A 15,595-nucleotide genomic window follows, 5' to 3' on the forward strand; every position below is an offset into this window, starting at 1 on the left:
CGTGCCGTACCTGACCGACATGCTCCACGACCAGAATCGGTCACCCGCCGCACCGGCGCGCACCGATTCGGCCACCGGATTCGATCGGCAGGCGCTGGCAGCACGTCTGAGCGAGTCCGTCCTCGGACAAGCCGACGCCGTCGACGCCGTCGTGCGCGCGGTCACCCTCGCGCACGTCGGCGCCACGGACCCGCACGGCCCCCTGGCCAGCGTGCTGCTCGCAGGACCCACCGGAGTCGGCAAAACCGAACTCGTCCGCCGGCTGGCCGCCGAGTTGCGCAGCGGCCCGGACGATGTGTGCCGAGTGGATATGAACGCGTTCGCGCAAGAGCATTACGCCGCGTCCTTCAGCGGCGCGCCGCCCGGGTACGCCGGCAGCAAGGAGTCGCTGACGGTGTTCGACCGGGACACCGTCGAGGGCACAACCTATCGGCCGGGAATCGTGTTGTTCGACGAGATCGAGAAGGCCGACGTCACCGTGCTGCGGGCATTGCTGCATGTCCTCGACACCGGAGAACTGCGTTTGGCCAACGGGAAGGAACGCATCTCCTTCCGCAACTGCTATGTCTTCATGACCTCCAATCTCGGCTCCGCTCAATGGGTGCACCGGCGGGCCCGCCGGTGGCGGCCGTCGATGCCGCGGGGCCGCACCGATGACGGCGCGCGGCATCGAGAGCTCACACTCGAGGCGGTGCAACGGTTCCTGGATCCGGAGTTCTTCAACCGGATCGACGAAATCGTCGTATTGAATTCCATCACCGCCGACACCGCACGGCGCATCGCGCGACTGGAGACCGATCGGCTCGCCGCCCGGCTCCGCCACCGGGGCGTACAGCTCACCTGTGCGGATTCGGTCATCGATCTGCTGGCCGTGGAGGGATTCGACCCCGCGTTCGGTGCTCGCGCCATGCGGCGGCGGATCCGGAGCCGGGTCGCCGCGCCGGTCGCCGACACGATCGTGCGGTATCGAACCCCTGGCGAACCACTGACGTTGTCGGCGGCCGTTCGCGACGGCCGGGTTGTGGTCTATCGCATGGACGAGATCGACTGACGCTGCGCTGATCGGCGTGCCCCGCTCCGGATACTCCCGGCACGCCGATCAGAGGCAGGTCACGATGTCGAAATCGAAACCGTTCGCCACGGCCAGGTGGATCCGCTGACGGGCCTCGTTCCCGTGGAACTCGACCGTCCCCCGCGGCCCCTCGAAGGCGATGCCGTGGGGGACGGGGTCGGGATCGTCGAACCGTCCCGATCGCCGAGCCATCGCCGCCAGCAATTGCCCTCCCTCATAACAGGATTCGGCTGCCGCGCCGATGGCGGGAGCGACCGCGCCGTGCAATCCGGTGTATCCGCGCACCAGCTCCATCGCATTGCCGTCGGTCAGCGAACGGAAATAGCCCGAGGCCACCACGAGCCCGCGAGTCGCGTCCGCACCGCTGGCCAGCAGCATGTTCTCGTCCATCAGCGGGCTGAATCGCAAGATCGAGTCCTGCAGGCCCCGCCGCGCGAAGGCTCGATTGAACTGCACGGCGTCCTGGCCGACCAGCAGCATGAGCACCGACTCACAGCCCGAACGCGCGACCCGCTCGACCACCGTGCGCATATTGCCGCCCCCGAGCTTCACGAACGCGCCCCCGACGAGATCCAGCCCGAGCTCACTCGCGAAGTGCCGCACCGCACTCAGCGATTGCTGCGGCCACACGTAATCGTCGCCCACCACGAACCATTTCCGGGTGCCGGTATGGTCACGCAGCCATCGCAGCGCCGGCGCGATCTGCTGACGCGGCGTCTCGCCGCAGCAATACACACCGGGCCGGGTCTCCCCGCCCTCGTACAGCGAGCTGTACGCATAGGGTATCCGCCCGGCCAGTACCGGAGCCAGCGCATTGCGCACCGACGAAATGTGCCATCCGCTCACCGCGTCGATATGGCCGGCATCGGCCAGCCGGGCGACCTCCGCGGCCACCCGCTCCGGCGCCGCACCACCGTCGACGATCTCGAGCTCCACTTCGCGGCCGAGGACCCCACCGCCGGCATTCAGATCGTGGGCGAGTAGTTCGCCGACCGCCTCGCAGGAAGCGCCGAACAACCCCGCCGGCCCTTGCAGCGGAATCACCAGGGCCAGCCGCCAGACATCGGCGCGGGCGCGCCCGAGCACCGGTCCGCCGGTCATCGACTTCTCCCGCAGACCGACAGGCGTGCTGTCCCGATCGAGGCTGATATCATTTCAAGTGAAAGTATTCAGGTCGATCGACCCGGCCGCAACGGTTCGAGAGGATTCGATGGAGCACCACGTCGCAACGACCGACAGCGAGCCTTCGCTGACGACGCTGCTCCTCACCACCACCCGCGAACTGACCGCCGCCGTCGAAGGGCACCTCTCCGACACCGGACTCGGTATCGACGACTGGCTGGTCATCGCCACGCTGGCCACCGAGCCCGAACTCACGATGACCGAACTGCGCCACCGCACCCTGACCTCCGCGCCCACGCTCTCCCGGGTCACCGATCGCCTGGTGTCGAGGGCGCTGCTGTTCCGGGAGGTCGACGCCGCGGACCGGCGGCGGGTACGCCTGCACCTCACCAAACGCGGCGCGGAGCTGCATCAGAAGCTCGACCCCGTGATCCGGGCCGCCGAACGCGAGTGGACCGCCGCGAACGACGGCAACCTGCTGCTCACCTCACTCCAGCGCCACGGATTCGGTACCCGCTAGCGCGTCGCCCGAGGTGTCTTTGAGGGCGACGCCGGAGCGGCCGAGCGCGCGGGCGCCCGCGACCAGGCCCGCGGTGATGGCCGCCGCGCGGCGGTAGCCGAGGCCTTCGGGCGGGTGGATATTGGAGACGCAGTTGCGGTCGGCGTCGGTGCGGCCGGGCCGGGGCAGGTGGGTGAGATAGATGCCGAGGCTGTCGGCGACCGAGAGACCGGGGCGTTCACCGATGAGCATGATCAGCGTGCGCACGCCGAGCGCGGCGCCGATATGGTCGCCCAGCGCGACCCGGGCCTGCACGGCGAGCACCGGCAGGGCGAGGCTGTAGTGCGGGCGCAATTCCTCGGCCAGCGCCGCGAGCAGGCCGGGGCCGTGGTCGTCGAGTGCGCGCGGCGACAACCCGTCGGCCAGCACGAAGCCGATGTCGGCACCGGTCTGCGACAGCGGTGACAGGTCGGCCGGGGCGCGGCCGAGATCGGGGCGGCGCAGGTACTCACCGCGGTCGCTCGCCTTGCTGCGCACGACCGCCGGCGCGCCGAGCCCCAGACCCGCGATCCGCTCGCCGAGCACCTCGGCATCGAACGGCAGATGCACCGCATCACGGGCGGCGGCGTGCGCGGCACGAAACTCCAGCACCCGCTGGGTGGGCAGCGCGCTGCCGGCGCGGCCGAGCCCGATCCTGGCCTGGGTGGTGCGGCGCAACGGCGCCCACACGTCGGGCGGGGAATCGGCGGCGTTGTCGATCTCCACGGGCAATCCTCCTGGTCAGCGAGCGGTCAGGGCGAGCAGCGGTGACGCGGCGGCGTCCACCGGCAGGATCCGGCCCGATTCGTCGGCCATCCCGAGCCCGTGCAGCCAGGCCTCGAACTCGGGTGCGGCCCGCAGCCCCAGCACCTGACGCACATACAGCGCGTCGTGAAAAGACAGGCTCTGATAGCCGAGCATGACGTCGTCGGCGCCGGGCACCGCGATCACGAACGCCGCTCCCGCCACGCCGAGCAGGGTGAGCAGAGTGTCCATATCGTCCTGGTCGGCCTCGGCGTGGTTGGTGTAGCAGACGTCCACGCCCATCGGCAATCCGAGCAATTTGCCGCAGAAATGATCCTCGAGCCCGGCACGGATGATCTGCTTGCCGTCGTAGAGGTATTCGGGTCCGATGAAGCCGACGACGGTGTTCACCAGCAGCGGGTCCAGGGCCCGCGCCACCGCGTAGGCCCGCGCCTCCAGCGTCTGCTGATCCACCGGTCGCCCGCCGGTGCCCAGGTGGGCTCCCGCCGACAGCGCCGAGCCCTGACCGGTTTCCAGATACATCACGTTGTTCCCGGCCGTCCCCCGCCCCAGCGCACGGGCCGCGTCGTTCGCCTCGGCCAGCAGCGGCAGCGTGACGCCGAAGCTCGCGTTGGCGCCCTCGGTGCCCGCGATGGACTGGAATACCAGATCGACGGGGACGTTCTTGTCGATGAGTTCCATCGTCGTGGTCACGTGGGAGAGCACACAGGACTGCATCGGAATGTCGAAGCGGGTGCGCACGTCGTCGAGCAGATACAGCAGATCCGCTGTCGCCCTTGGTGAATCGGTGGCCGGGTTGATGCCGATGACGGCGTCGCCGCAGCCCATCAGCAGCCCGTCGAGGGTGGCGGCGGCGATGCCGCGCGGATCGTCGGTGGGATGGTTCGGTTGCAGGCGCGTGGCAATCCGGCCGGGCAGACCGATCGTGGTGCGGAACGCCGAGGTCACGGTGATCGCCTTGGCCACCGCGATCAGGTCCTGGTTGCGCATGATCTTCGAGACCGCCGCGACCATTTCCGGGGTCAGGCCCGCGGCGATCCCGGACAGGGTCGCCGCGGCATCGGGCGTGGCCGCGGTGGCCAGCAGCCAATCCCGGAAGCCGCCGACGGTGAGGTGCGCGATCGGGGCGAAGGCCGTCCGGTCGTGGCCGTCGACGATCAGCCGGGTCACGTCGTCGGTTTCGTAGGGCACCACCTGCTCGTCGAGGAAGGTGGTCAGCGGCAGGTCGGCCAGCACCCAGCAGGCGGCGGCGCGCTCGGCGTCGGACTCGGCCGCGCAGCCGGCGAGCTGGTCGCCCGAGCGCAGCGGGGTGGCCTTGGCCAGCACCTCCACCAGCGAGCCGAAACTGAAATTCCGGCCGGACACGCTCTGGTGATAGGTCATTCGAGTTCCTCCTCGGCGCGGGCCAGCACGGCGAACTCCTCATCGGGCGAGTTCGCGACCAGCCGGTGGCGGCTGTAGAGGCCGAAGTAGGCCAGGAAGGCGGCGAACACCGCCAGGCAGCACAGCGCGGCCTTGGTATCGACCAGGAAGGTGGCCACGACCGCGAACGCGGCGACAACCAGCGCGAAACCGGTGGTGGCGATGCCACCCGGGGTGCGGTAGGGCCGCGGCATCCCCGGCTCGCGGCGGCGCAGCACGATGTGGCTGGTCATCATCAACACATAGCTGAGCGCGGCGCCGAACACCGCCATATTCAGCAGCGTCGCGCCCTGACCGGTGAAGGTGAGCCCGAACCCGATCGCGCCGGGCACGATCAGCGCGAGTACCGGCGCCTTGCGAGAGTTGGTGACCGACAACGACTTCGGCAGATAACCTGCCCGCGAGAGCGCGAACAGCTGGCGGGAGTAGGCGTAGATGATGGAGAAGAAGCTGGCGATCAGGCCGGCCAGACCGATGTAGTTCACGACCGTGGCCGCGCCGCTGTCGCCGAGCGCCTCCACCAGCGGGTTGCCCGAGGACTGCATGGCCTCGGCTCCACCCGCGCCGGTGGTGAGCACCAGCACGAGGGCGCAGGTCACCAGCAGCACACCCATCGCCGCGACGATACCGCGCGGAACATTGCGCTCGGGATTCCTCGTCTCCTCGGCCGCCAGCGGAACCCCCTCCACCGCGAGGAAGAACCAGATCGCGAACGGGATCGCCGCCCAGATGCCGAGGTAGCCGTGCGGCAGCACGCTGGAGGCGCCCGCGGCGTCGCTGACCGGAATGTCGGTCAGGTTGGCCACATCGAAGTGCCCGATCGCGGCGACGACGAACACGATCAGCCCGACCAGTGCGACGGCGGTGATCACGAACATCACCTTCAGCGCCTCGCCCACACCGCTGAGGTGGATGCCGATGAACACCGCGTAGACAGCCAGATACACCCACCAGCCGTCCTGGATGCCGAACAGTCCGAGCGATTCCACGTAGGCGCCGATGAAGGTGGCGATCGCGGCGGGCGCGATGGCGTATTCGATGAGAATGGCCGTTCCGGTGGCGAATCCACCCCACGGACCGAGCGCGCGCCGGGCGAAGGTATATCCACCGCCCGCGGCGGGCAGCGCCGAACTCATCTCGGCCATTCCGAGCACCATCGCCAGATACATGGCGGCGATGATCACCGCGGCGATCGCCAGCCCACCGAAACCGCCCTGTTCCAGGCCGAAGTTCCAGCCGGAATAGTCGCCGGAGATCACATAACTCACACCGAGCCCGGCCAGCAGCAGCCAGCCGGCGCTGCCGCGCTTCAGCTGGCGTCTGGCCAGGTAATCGCTGGATTCCTCGTGCGATTCACTCCCCTGATCCCGGGATTTGTCGGCGTCGAGAACAGACATCTGCGGCTCCATACGGACATCGGATATTCGGCTGCGAGCAATCGCGGGCACAACCCGGAAATGCTCGTGTCGGCACAACGTACTGAGCGGATATGACGCGCTGCCTACGTTTGTCGAATCTGTTGTGAGAAATCGTGCGCCGGAAATTCCCACCCCGCGTAACACGGCGGAAACATTCATCCTGCGCGCTTGTGATAATCGTCGTTACGGCGCCGGCCCGCGGCGTCGTGCAGACAGGACGGAGCGCGATGCCCGAGGGGCAGGGTCGGCACCTGATCGCCGAGAAGTCGCCGGTGCGCGGACTGGACCGGCGGCGATTGCCGTTCGCGCCCGTACTGGCCCAATCGGTGGCAGCGGTGGCGCCCGCAGGCACCGCGGGGGTCACGCCCGCGCTGGTGCTCGCGACGGCGGGCGGCGGTGGCGCGCTGATCGCGTTCGTGTGCGCGGCGGTGCTGACCGTGCTGGTCGCGGCCTGCATTCGGCCGATGGCGCAGCGCATGGCGTCGGTGGGCGGGCTCTACACCTATGTCGCCCGGGGGCTCGGGCCGAAAGCCGCGGTGCCGACCGGGTGGTCGGCGATCGTCGGTTACGGGGCGGTGTCCATCGCGGGCCTGATCGCGGTGGGCGCCTATCTCGCGCATGTGGCGGCGAGTGTGGGGCCGGCGCGCGGGACGCCCGCCGTGACCGTGGGGGCGGTCGCGGTGGTGGCGGCGCTGGCCGTCGGGCTGGTCCTCATTCGTGGCATCCGGATGTCGGCGTGGACGACGCTGGGAGTGGAGTGTGTGTCGATCGTGATCGTCGCCGCGGTGCTGTTGGTGTTGCTGACGCGGCAGCACACCGGCGAACCGGTGCGTTCGGCGTTCACCTTCGACGGTGATCTCCAACTGCTCGCGGTCGGTGTGGTGGTGGCGGTGAGCGCGTTCGTCGGGTTCGAGAGCTCCACGACGCTCAGCGGCGAAGCGCAGCAACCGTTTCGGTCGATCCCGCGCGCGGTGGCGTGGACGCCCGCGCTGTCGGCGGCGATCTATCTGACCGCGGTGCCGATCCTGGCCATCGCGCTGCGGCATGCGCCTGCCTCGGGCAGCTCCACACCGTTGGTCGAACTGCTCCTCGCCGATGGTTCCCGCGCACTGGCCGCGTTCCTGGATCTCGGCATCGCCGCCTCCTTTTTCGCCTGCACGCTGGCCTCGATGAACGCGCTGGTGCGGGTGCTGTTCTGCATGGGCCGGGAGGGGGTCGCGCCGCGCACGTTCGGTCACGTGCATCCGCGGTTCCGCACGCCCTCGCACGCCGCGTTGGCCGCGCTCGCGGTGGTCGCGGTGGTGCCGGTGGTGGTGCTGGCCGTGGGTGCGACGCCGGAGGACGGCCTGCGCGCCTTCCTCACCCTGAGTGCGTGCGGATATCTGGGGAGCTATTTCGCGGTCTGCCTCTCGGCGCCGGTGCTGTTGCGGCGCATCGGGGAGAACAGTGCGCGATTGTGGGTGCTCGGTGGGCTCACCGCGACGCTGCTGTTGTTCCTCGCCGGCAATGCGGCGATCTCGACGGTGCGCGACGGCAACCGGGTGATCCTGGTCTACGGGCTCATCATGGCGGCCGCGGTGCTCTACACCGGCTATCTGGCCGTCGTCCGGCCCGCGCGGCTGGCCGCGGTCGGCATCTACGACGAGACCCAGCGCTCCGACCTCGCACGGGCGGCCACGTTCCGATGAGTCCGCTGCGCGATCCCTCCCGGCATCACCCGAGTACCGTCTCCAATTCGCTGCGCATCCTCGAGGTGGTCGCCACTCTCGGACTCGGCGTGACGGCCAAGGAGATCGCCGCGGCGCTGCACATGCCCGCGGCCACGGCCTACCGGCTGCTCAACGCCCTGGTCGCCGAGGAGTATCTGGTGCGCACCTCCGATCTGCGCGGCTTCGGGCTCGGTGCGCGGCTGGACGGATTGATCACCGCGGCCGCGCGCCCGATCATGCCGTTCGCCGCCCGTTCGGCGATCGAGGAGTTGCGCTCGTCGGTGCGCTTCGGGGTGCACGTGATGGGGTTCCGGGCAGGCGCCGTGCACGTCATCGATGCCGACCCGGATCATCCGGTGCGGGCCGAGCGAGAACTCGTCCGGTATCCGCACGCCTCGGCAGCCGGCAAGGTGCTGCTCGCGCACGACCCCGAGGCCCTCGACGCGCTCCCCTCCCGGCTCCCCCGCCTCACACCCGCCACGGTGACCGACCACGCTGCCCTGCGCGCCCACCTGGAGGCGGTGCGCCGCGACGGCGTCGCCACCCAGATCGACGAACTGGAGCCCGCACTGAGCTGCGCCGCGCTGCCGATCAGGGACGCGGAGGGGGTGGTGCGCGGCGCCCTGTGCCTGGCGGGGACGTCGGCCCGCGCCCAGGTGATCCAAGCCCACGTCGATGCCGCCGCCAGGTGTGCGAAATCCCTGGGGCCGCTGCTGTATTGAGCGACGGTTCAGGCTGATCACTCGCCGCCCGCGACACGACTCGGCTGCATCGCGCCGCGCCGGCGAGCGCGGATAGCGTTCGCGACGGCCAGTGCCGCACCGAGCGCGAGCAGCAGCAGACCGCGCGCCCAGACCTCGCCCTCGATTCGGGTGAACAGGAAAAGGCACGAGGCCAAGCCGAGCCAGGGAACGACGGTGGGGATGCGGAAATGCCCGGGCTCGCCCGCGTCCCGGCGCAGTGCCGGCACCGCCGCGTTGACGGCGGCGAAGACGAACAGCAGCAACAGCACCAATGTCGCTGCCAATGAATCGATTTCACCGGTCAGCGCCAACACCAGCGACACCGACGACGTCGCCGCGATCGCCACCCACGGCGTGCGTGTACGCGGGGAGATCCGAGCCAGGACCGGCGGCAGGAGTCCGTCACCTGCCATGCCGTACGCCAACCGCGACGACATGATGCCGGTGAGCAACGCACCGTTGGCCACCGCCACCAGTGCGACGACACTGAACAACCAGTCCGGCACCCACCCCGCGACTCGGACGACCTCGAGCAGCGGTCCACTGGAGCCCGCCAACTGCTCGGTGGGCACACACGCACTGGCGACCACACCGATCAGCGCGTACACCACGCCGGCGGTGAGCAGCGCGCCGAACAACGCCATGGGATACGAACGCCGCGGATCCTTGACCTCCTCGGCCAGGTTCACCGAGGTCTCGAACCCGACGAACGAGTAGAAGGCCAGCACCGCTCCGGCCAGTACCGCCGCGGCCGCTCCGTGGCCGGGGGTGCCCACCTGCGCGAGCCGGGCCGGGTCGGCGTCACCGCGCAGCATCACCCACACACCGAGGCCGATGATCAGCAGTAGCCCGGACAGCTCGATCGCGGTGGCGACGACGTTGGCGCCGAGGGATTCCTTGATCCCACGGATATTGAGCGCGGCCAGCGCGACCAGGAAGATCACCACCACAAGCAACGTCGGCAGCGACACCAGTGCCCGCAGATAGTCACCGGCGAAGCCTCGGGCCAACGCCGCCACCGAGACAATCCCCGCGGCCAGCATGCAGAAGCCGATGAACGATCCCGCCGCGGGACCGAACGCTCTGGTGACATAGTGTGCCGAGCCGCCTGCCCGCGGATACTTCGTGGCCATCTCGGCATACGAACCGGCGGTGAGCGTCGCCAGCCCGAGCGCGATCAGCAGCGGAAGCCACACCGCCCCACCCGACTCGCGTGCGATAGTGCCGACCAGCACGTACACCCCGGCACCGAGGACGTCGCCCAGGATGAAGAAGTACAGCAGCGGGGTGGTTACCGCCCGTTTCAGCATGACCGCCATGGGAGACACATACCCGCGCGTTCTCTCGGCAAGCGTCGATGAGAACGGCGGCCCCCGGACCGGCTTGCGGATCGTCTCATCTGCCCTGGTGAATGCGTTGTCAGCGCTCGAGATGCCCGGCTGGAGCAACCAGTGTGTGGCGCGAGCAATTCGCTGGCGCTGATCGCGGAGTCGGCACGACAATGATGTGGGTGAGACCGGAGGTCGGTGCCGCCCTGATGCGATGCGTCGAGTGTGGCGGTTATGAGTACGGTGGCGCACCCGATTGCCGTCGATGTCGGTTCCTCGTCGACGCCCTGGTCGAGGAGGAGTGGCAGGGCTTCGTCTATCAGTGGCGAGATGACACTGAACTGGACGTTGCCCGGTTGATAGCCGCCGAACCCGACCAGCACGACTGGCGAATCGTCGATGGCGCGCTCGACCGGATCGTCTGCGGCGACTGCGGTGGCCGCCTCAGCCGCGGTCCGATCGACTGCTCCCCCTGCAACCTCGCGCATGGTTTCCGTTACGCCGCACGAGAATCCGACCGGCCCGGCGTCCCACCGGGCAACGAACACGCGATCCGCGTCAACGTTTCGGTAATCCGCAGACCTCACGTGACATCGGCGCAGGAACTCGTGGCCCGCCGACTCCTTCTTCCTGCGCTCTTGGTCGGGTTCTTGCCCACAACCGCACAAGCCCAGCGCATCAGCGCCATGATCAAGAACGATCCCACGCCGGAAGGCGCTTCCGGTCTCATCGACGACTGGTTCCGCGATCAGCGGGCGCGGTGAAGGGCCTCGCGTCTGGTAGTCAGCGCCTCGGCCAGTCCCACAGACGGGATGCCCGGAGCCGAGCACGCCCGCGCCGTCGACGGTATTTCGGGCCGGCCCGCAGGCTTCCCGGTCTCCCACACTTGCACCAGATGATCACCGGGGAGTCGTCCGGGGCGAGATACGACGGTTGGCGGCACACCGGACGGTCGACAGCACGGACCGGGCGGTGCATACGATCGTCGGCATGAGATCGACCAAGCTGCCCGCCGAGGCTCGGGCTCGTCGCAGTGCCGAGATGAAGGAGTTCCTGCGGTCCCGGCGAGCCCGGGTGACGCCCGCGGAGGCCGGTTTGGCGGTCGGTGATACCCGCGGCCGGCGTACCCCCGGATTGCGCCGCGAGGAAGTCGCGATCATGGCCGGAGTCGGGGTCTCCTGGTACACCTGGCTCGAGCAGGGGCGTGACATCAATGTGTCCGGCGAGGTCCTGGATGCGATCGCACGGGTGTTGCGCCTGGACGCGACCGAGCGGGAACATCTCTACCTACTGGCCGGGCTCAACCCGCCGCGGCCGGGCCCTGCGGGCCGTCCGGTGCCCGAGGGCCTCGGCCGCCTCATCGACTCCTGGCTGCCGCGCCCGGCCTACCTGCTGGACCGGCATTGGAACCTGGTGGCGGTCAACCGCGCGGCCGAGCTGGTCTTCGGATACCGCGAAGAAGACCACAATTGCCTGGTCACCTTCTTCACCAGCACCCGCTACCGATCATCGCTGTGCCACTGGCACGATTCCGCCCGCGCCATCGTCGCCCAGTTCCGCGCCGACGCCGCACGCTATCCGGACGACCCGGAGTTCGGCCGGCTCGCGAACGACATGTGTTCGGTGAGCGCCGAATTCGCCGAGATCTGGGCTGAGCACGACGTTCGCGACACCACAACGGGGACGAAGGTGCTCACCCACCCGGAGGTCGGCGAACTCGTCTTCGACTACACCACCCTGCTGCTGCCCGACCTGCCCGACCACCGGCTGCTGCTGCACACGCCGTCGGGCGGCACCGAGACCGAGCAGCGGCTGGCCGTCCTGCTGGGCGCAGCAGTCCGATAGCGGGCAAGGGTGTCCGGCCCAGCACGCGGCACCCCGGACCTACCCGTTGCGGTGAGACGTGCACACCCCCCAGCGCTCGGTAGCGGTCAGAACAGGAGCTGATCGATCATCTCGGCCCAGCGCGCGGTGACCGCTTCCCGGCGGACGGTGTCGTCGCCGATGAACCCGGCGAGGCCGAGGCCGCGGGCGCTGTCGAGGAAGGCCTGGATGGTGGCGCGGACCGTGCGGTCACGTCCGTCCAGGCCGAGCAGGTCCACCGCGGTCCAGAAGATCTTGGCGCCCATTTCCGCCTCCATCGCGGCCACCCGCGGGCGCAGCAGTGGGTCCGCCGCGGCGGCCACACACAGTTGCAGTGTGGCCGCGAAGGCTTCGCCCTGGTGATATTCGACGAGCATGCGCACCACCGCCTGGGTGCGGCCCGCGCCGGCCGGGAGGTCGGCGGCCGCGGCTTGGAATTCCTCGATGCGGATGTCGAGCAGGTGCGCGATCGCGGCGGCGAGCATGCCCTCGCGATCGGTGAAATGGTGCTGCACCGCGCCGCGGGTGACGCCCGCGCGCTTGGTGACATCACTCACCGAAGTCGCCGACCAGCCGCGCTCGGCCAGTACCGCCGCGGCCGCCTCCAGGATGCGCCGACGCGTCGTGAAACCACGTTCCTGCTGCGGCTGCCTCGGCGTCATCGTCATCCCTCGACTGTAGAGAGCGCGTCGCGCAGATGGCGCGACCACCCGGGCGCCGAAGCAGCGTGACGCGACCCGTTCGGATACCATGCACTCCTGCATGGTTATCCATCGTGGATGGTGATCCGCATAATCGCAGATCAAATACCACAACCGTGGGATCAACGCCGGTTAACCATGCAGAAGCAAATCTACACCGCACCCCGCCGATCGCCTCCGAACAGCGAAGGAAGACCCGTGAACAATCCCCTGAAGGGACGCACCCTGCTGATGTCCGGCGGCAGCCGCGGCATCGGACTGGCGATCGCCATCGCCGCCGCGCGCCAGGGCGCCAATATCGCGCTGCTCGCCAAAACCGATGTGCCGCATCCCAAGCTGCCGGGCACCGTGCACACCGCCGCCGCCGAGATCGAGGAGGCCGGCGGGCAGGCCCTCGCCGTGGTCGGCGACGTCCGCGACGAGGAACGGGTCCGCGAGGCCGTCGACGCCACCGTGGACCGCTTCGGCGGCATCGACATCGTCGTCAACAACGCCAGCGCCATCGACCTGTCCGGCAGCGAGCAGCTGTCGCTGAAGAAGTTCGAGCTCATGCAGCAGATCCAGCTGCGCGGCACATTCTTGCTGACCCGCACCGCGGTGCCGCACCTGCGCAAGTCCGACAACCCGCACATCCTGTCGCTGTCGCCGCCGCTGAACCTGTCCGAGAAGTGGCTCGGCGAGCATCCGCCGTACATGCTGGCCAAGTACGGCATGACCCTGCTGACCCTCGGTTTCGCTTCGGAGTTCCGCAAGGAGGGCATCGCCGCCAACTGCCTGTGGCCGCAGACCCTGATCGCCACCGCCGCGGTGCGCAACCTACTGGGCGGCGAGGAGGCGGTGGCCACCGCGCGCAAGCCCGAGATCGTGGCCGACGCCGCGATGCTGGTACTGGCCGGCCGTGCCGCGGCCACCACCGGTGAGACCTTCCTCGACGTCGACGTGCTCGCCGAGAACGGCATCACCGACCTGTCGGAATACGGCCCCAGCAGTGACCTGGCCTTCGACATCTTCGTCGATCCGGCCCGCTGATCCCCACCCACCAGCACAGGAGAGCCATGCCCTACCTCACCCGTGACGCCTCGGTATTCATCCTCGACCTCGGCGAACCCGGAGTCGCCGATACCGAGAACCGTTTCAGCCCGGACTGGATGGCCGCGGTCGGCGCCTGCCTCGACGAGGTGGAGCAGAGCTCCGGCGACGCCGCCCTCGTCACCACCGGCACCGGCAAGTTCTACTCCAACGGGTTCGAGCCCGAGCGCTTCGCCACGGAAGGCGCCGGGGAGTATTTGCTGGCCGGCCAACGGCTGTTCGCCCGCCTGCTGACCCTGCCGGTGCCGACGGTGGCCGCGCTCAACGGCCATTGCTTCGCCGCGGGCGCCATTCTCGCCGCGGCGCACGACGCCCGAGTGATGCGCGCGGACCGCGGCTTCTTCTGCCTCCCCGAGATCAGCCTCGGCTTCGGGATGCCGGGCGGGCTGGTCATCCCGGGCGGGATGGCCGATCTGCTCACCGCGCGCCTGCCGGGGGCCGCGGCGCATGAGGCCATCCTGACCGGCCGCCGCTACGGCGGTGACGACGCGCTGGCCGCCGGTCTGGTGGACGCCGCGCTCCCCGCCGAGCAGGTCCTGCCGCACGCGATCGAGATCGCGGCCGGGCGGGCGAGCACTCGCGGCCCGGCGCTCGGCGCGATGAAATCCTGGATGTACCGCGAAGTCGTCGCCTCGCTGCGCACCCTGGCACTGTCGACGGACTCCTGAAAACACCGGTGCCCCGGCTCCTTTCGGGGCCGGGGCACCGAGCTGCGGTGGAAGCGCGGGCCGATCAGAGATCGAGGGTGAGCGTGCCTTCGGCGCGGGAGACGCACGGCAGGAAGTAACCCTCTTCCTCCTCGGCCTTGCTCAACGCGGCCGAACGGTGCTCGGGAGCACCGTCGAGGACCCGCACCGCACAGGAGCGGCAGAAACCCTGCCTGCACGAATAGGTGGCGTCGGGCCGCTTCTCCAGCAGCGCGGTCAAGGCCGTGGTGTCGGCGTCGACGGTGATCCGCTCGCCGGTGCGGGCAAGTCGCAACTCGAAGGGCTTGCCGTCGACCACGGGCGCTTCGCTGAAGCGCTCGAAGTGGAATTCGACCGTCGGGTGCTCGGCGAGCGCGGCGCTGAGCGAATCCAGCATGGGAGCGGGTCCGCACGTGTAGACGGCGGCACCGGGGACCAAGGGACCCAACAGTTCCTCGGCGCCGGCCAGGCCCTGCTCGTCATCGACGTGGAGGGTGATCCGGTCGCCGTAGGGGGCGAGTTCGTCGAGGAACGCCAGGGATTCGCGGCTACGCCCCGCATAGATCATCGTCCACTCGACACCGAGCTTGTCGGCGGCGGCCAGCATCGGCAGGATCGGCGTGATGCCGATACCGCCCGCGATGAAACGAACCGCGGGATGGGCCTGGTTGTAGCCGCCGAGGGCGAGCGGGAAGGCGTTGCGCGGCTTGCTGACCTCGATGCGGTCCCCGACGGCGAGGCTGTGCACCTCCGCGGATCCGCCGCGACCGTCGGGTATCAGGCGCACGGCGATGCGGTAGGTCGAATGATCGCTGGCGTCCCCGCACAGCGAGTACTGGCGCACCGCGCCCGAGGGTAGCTTCACGTCCAGGTGCGCACCGGCCGACCACCGGCCGAGCGGTTCGGTGCCTGCGAAGGTCAGTGCGACCACGTTCTCGTCCAGGGCGACGATCTCCCGGCCGATCACGGTGACCTCGTGGAAGTCGACGTGGTCCACGCTCGGCACCGGCGGCAGATGGGCGAACTTCTCGGCGAACATCAAACCGTTCAATCCCACCGACAGGAACCGCATCAGGCGGTCCGGCCGGCCGGGGCGGTGCAGACTCGACGGGAAGTCGGCGGTGCGGAAACCCATGACG

Annotated in this window: 15 protein-coding genes; 8 read left to right on the forward strand and 7 right to left on the reverse strand. The window is 69.3% G+C overall.

Annotation, left to right across the window (positions count from 1 at the left end):
- Position 1 precedes the first annotated feature (1 nt).
- Positions 2-1,051: an AAA family ATPase gene (locus GV790_RS10895; RefSeq protein ID WP_163813225.1), complete on the forward strand. Its 1,050-nt coding sequence runs from the start codon at positions 2-4 to the stop codon at positions 1,049-1,051.
- Positions 1,052-1,099: 48 nt separating this feature from the next.
- Here GV790_RS10895 and GV790_RS10900 read toward each other — a convergent pair whose 3' ends face one another.
- On the reverse strand, positions 1,100-2,173 hold the full coding sequence (locus GV790_RS10900) for a substrate-binding domain-containing protein (protein ID WP_163813226.1): 1,074 nt from the start codon (positions 2,171-2,173) through the stop codon (positions 1,100-1,102).
- 109 nt (positions 2,174-2,282) lie between these two features.
- Here GV790_RS10900 and GV790_RS10905 point away from each other — a divergent pair, with 109 nt between their 5' ends.
- Entirely contained in the window at positions 2,283-2,714 is a 432-nt protein-coding gene (locus GV790_RS10905) for a MarR family transcriptional regulator (protein WP_163813227.1), read from the forward strand.
- Here the strand turns inward: GV790_RS10905 and eutC are convergent.
- Genes eutC through eat form a run of 3 tightly spaced genes read right to left on the reverse strand, consistent with a single transcriptional unit; the run spans position 2,682 to position 6,316 of the window.
- Positions 2,682-3,458: an ethanolamine ammonia-lyase subunit EutC gene (gene eutC / locus GV790_RS10910; protein WP_163813228.1), complete on the reverse strand. Its 777-nt coding sequence runs from the start codon at positions 3,456-3,458 to the stop codon at positions 2,682-2,684. The two genes, GV790_RS10905 and eutC, sit on opposite strands and share 33 nt — an antisense overlap.
- A 15-nt stretch (positions 3,459-3,473) precedes the next feature.
- The gene (locus tag GV790_RS10915; RefSeq protein ID WP_163813229.1) at positions 3,474-4,880 is read right to left on the reverse strand and encodes an ethanolamine ammonia-lyase subunit EutB; all 1,407 of its coding nucleotides are present in this window, start codon (positions 4,878-4,880) and stop codon (positions 3,474-3,476) included.
- Entirely contained in the window at positions 4,877-6,316 is a 1,440-nt protein-coding gene (gene eat, locus GV790_RS10920; protein ID WP_163813230.1) for an ethanolamine permease, read from the reverse strand. Before eat ends, GV790_RS10915 begins: the two co-directional genes overlap by 4 nt.
- 248 nt (positions 6,317-6,564) lie before the next feature.
- On the opposite strand from eat, the gene GV790_RS10925 reads away from it, so the two are divergent.
- Both GV790_RS10925 and GV790_RS10930 read left to right on the forward strand, forming a co-directional pair.
- A complete protein-coding gene (locus tag GV790_RS10925) occupies positions 6,565-8,025 on the forward strand; it encodes an APC family permease (protein WP_163813231.1) in 1,461 nt (486 codons plus the stop codon).
- Positions 8,022-8,768: an IclR family transcriptional regulator gene (locus GV790_RS10930; RefSeq protein WP_163813232.1), complete on the forward strand. Its 747-nt coding sequence runs from the start codon at positions 8,022-8,024 to the stop codon at positions 8,766-8,768. Before GV790_RS10925 ends, GV790_RS10930 begins: the two co-directional genes overlap by 4 nt.
- Before the next feature lie 17 nt (positions 8,769-8,785).
- On the opposite strand, the gene GV790_RS10935 is transcribed toward GV790_RS10930, so the two are convergent.
- Positions 8,786-10,108 carry an APC family permease gene (locus GV790_RS10935; RefSeq protein ID WP_163813233.1) on the reverse strand — a complete coding sequence of 441 codons (1,323 nt, stop codon included), beginning with the start codon at positions 10,106-10,108 and terminating at the stop codon, positions 8,786-8,788.
- 191 nt (positions 10,109-10,299) lie between these two features.
- On the opposite strand from GV790_RS10935, the gene GV790_RS10940 reads away from it, so the two are divergent.
- A complete protein-coding gene (locus GV790_RS10940) occupies positions 10,300-10,881 on the forward strand; it encodes a hypothetical protein (RefSeq protein WP_163813234.1) in 582 nt (193 codons plus the stop codon).
- Positions 10,882-11,107: 226 nt separating this feature from the next.
- Positions 11,108-11,962: a helix-turn-helix transcriptional regulator gene (locus GV790_RS10945; protein ID WP_163813235.1), complete on the forward strand. Its 855-nt coding sequence runs from the start codon at positions 11,108-11,110 to the stop codon at positions 11,960-11,962.
- A gap of 86 nt (positions 11,963-12,048) precedes the next feature.
- Here GV790_RS10945 and GV790_RS10950 read toward each other — a convergent pair whose 3' ends face one another.
- On the reverse strand, positions 12,049-12,648 hold the full coding sequence (locus GV790_RS10950; protein WP_163813236.1) for a TetR/AcrR family transcriptional regulator: 600 nt from the start codon (positions 12,646-12,648) through the stop codon (positions 12,049-12,051).
- A 231-nt stretch (positions 12,649-12,879) separates the two neighbouring features.
- Between GV790_RS10950 and GV790_RS10955 the strand changes: the two genes are divergently transcribed.
- Both GV790_RS10955 and GV790_RS10960 read left to right on the forward strand, forming a co-directional pair.
- Positions 12,880-13,710, forward strand: coding sequence for an SDR family oxidoreductase (locus GV790_RS10955; protein WP_280212809.1), 831 nt, complete (start codon positions 12,880-12,882; stop codon positions 13,708-13,710).
- A 26-nt stretch (positions 13,711-13,736) separates the two neighbouring features.
- Complete coding sequence (locus GV790_RS10960; RefSeq protein ID WP_163813238.1) at positions 13,737-14,438, forward strand: enoyl-CoA hydratase/isomerase family protein; 702 nt, start codon at positions 13,737-13,739, stop codon at positions 14,436-14,438.
- Positions 14,439-14,502: 64 nt separating this feature from the next.
- On the opposite strand, the gene GV790_RS10965 is transcribed toward GV790_RS10960, so the two are convergent.
- Positions 14,503-15,591 (reverse strand): PDR/VanB family oxidoreductase, encoded by a 1,089-nt coding sequence (locus tag GV790_RS10965; RefSeq protein WP_163813239.1) that lies wholly within the window; start codon positions 15,589-15,591, stop codon positions 14,503-14,505.
- Between the last annotated feature and the right edge of the window lie 4 nt (positions 15,592-15,595).

It is taken from the genome of Nocardia cyriacigeorgica, assembly GCF_010858045.1.
GTDB classification, from domain to species: Bacteria; Actinomycetota; Actinomycetes; order Mycobacteriales; family Mycobacteriaceae; genus Nocardia; species Nocardia cyriacigeorgica_E.

Excerpts from the sequence above, each read along its gene's own strand:
- GV790_RS10945 (WP_163813235.1), top strand. The coding sequence starts at position 11,108 with ATGAGATCGACCAAGCTGCCCGCCGAGGCTCGGGCTCGTCGCAGTGCC.
- GV790_RS10900 (WP_163813226.1), bottom strand. The coding sequence starts at position 2,173 with ATGACCGGCGGACCGGTGCTCGGGCGCGCCCGCGCCGATGTCTGGCGG.
- GV790_RS10930 (WP_163813232.1), top strand. The coding sequence starts at position 8,022 with ATGAGTCCGCTGCGCGATCCCTCCCGGCATCACCCGAGTACCGTCTCC.
- GV790_RS10905 (WP_163813227.1), top strand. The coding sequence starts at position 2,283 with ATGGAGCACCACGTCGCAACGACCGACAGCGAGCCTTCGCTGACGACG.
- GV790_RS10960 (WP_163813238.1), top strand. The coding sequence starts at position 13,737 with ATGCCCTACCTCACCCGTGACGCCTCGGTATTCATCCTCGACCTCGGC.
- GV790_RS10965 (WP_163813239.1), bottom strand. The coding sequence starts at position 15,591 with ATGGGTTTCCGCACCGCCGACTTCCCGTCGAGTCTGCACCGCCCCGGC.
- eat (WP_163813230.1), bottom strand. The coding sequence starts at position 6,316 with ATGTCTGTTCTCGACGCCGACAAATCCCGGGATCAGGGGAGTGAATCG.
- GV790_RS10935 (WP_163813233.1), bottom strand. The coding sequence starts at position 10,108 with ATGGCGGTCATGCTGAAACGGGCGGTAACCACCCCGCTGCTGTACTTC.
- GV790_RS10925 (WP_163813231.1), top strand. The coding sequence starts at position 6,565 with ATGCCCGAGGGGCAGGGTCGGCACCTGATCGCCGAGAAGTCGCCGGTG.
- GV790_RS10950 (WP_163813236.1), bottom strand. The coding sequence starts at position 12,648 with ATGACGATGACGCCGAGGCAGCCGCAGCAGGAACGTGGTTTCACGACG.
- GV790_RS10915 (WP_163813229.1), bottom strand. The coding sequence starts at position 4,880 with ATGACCTATCACCAGAGCGTGTCCGGCCGGAATTTCAGTTTCGGCTCG.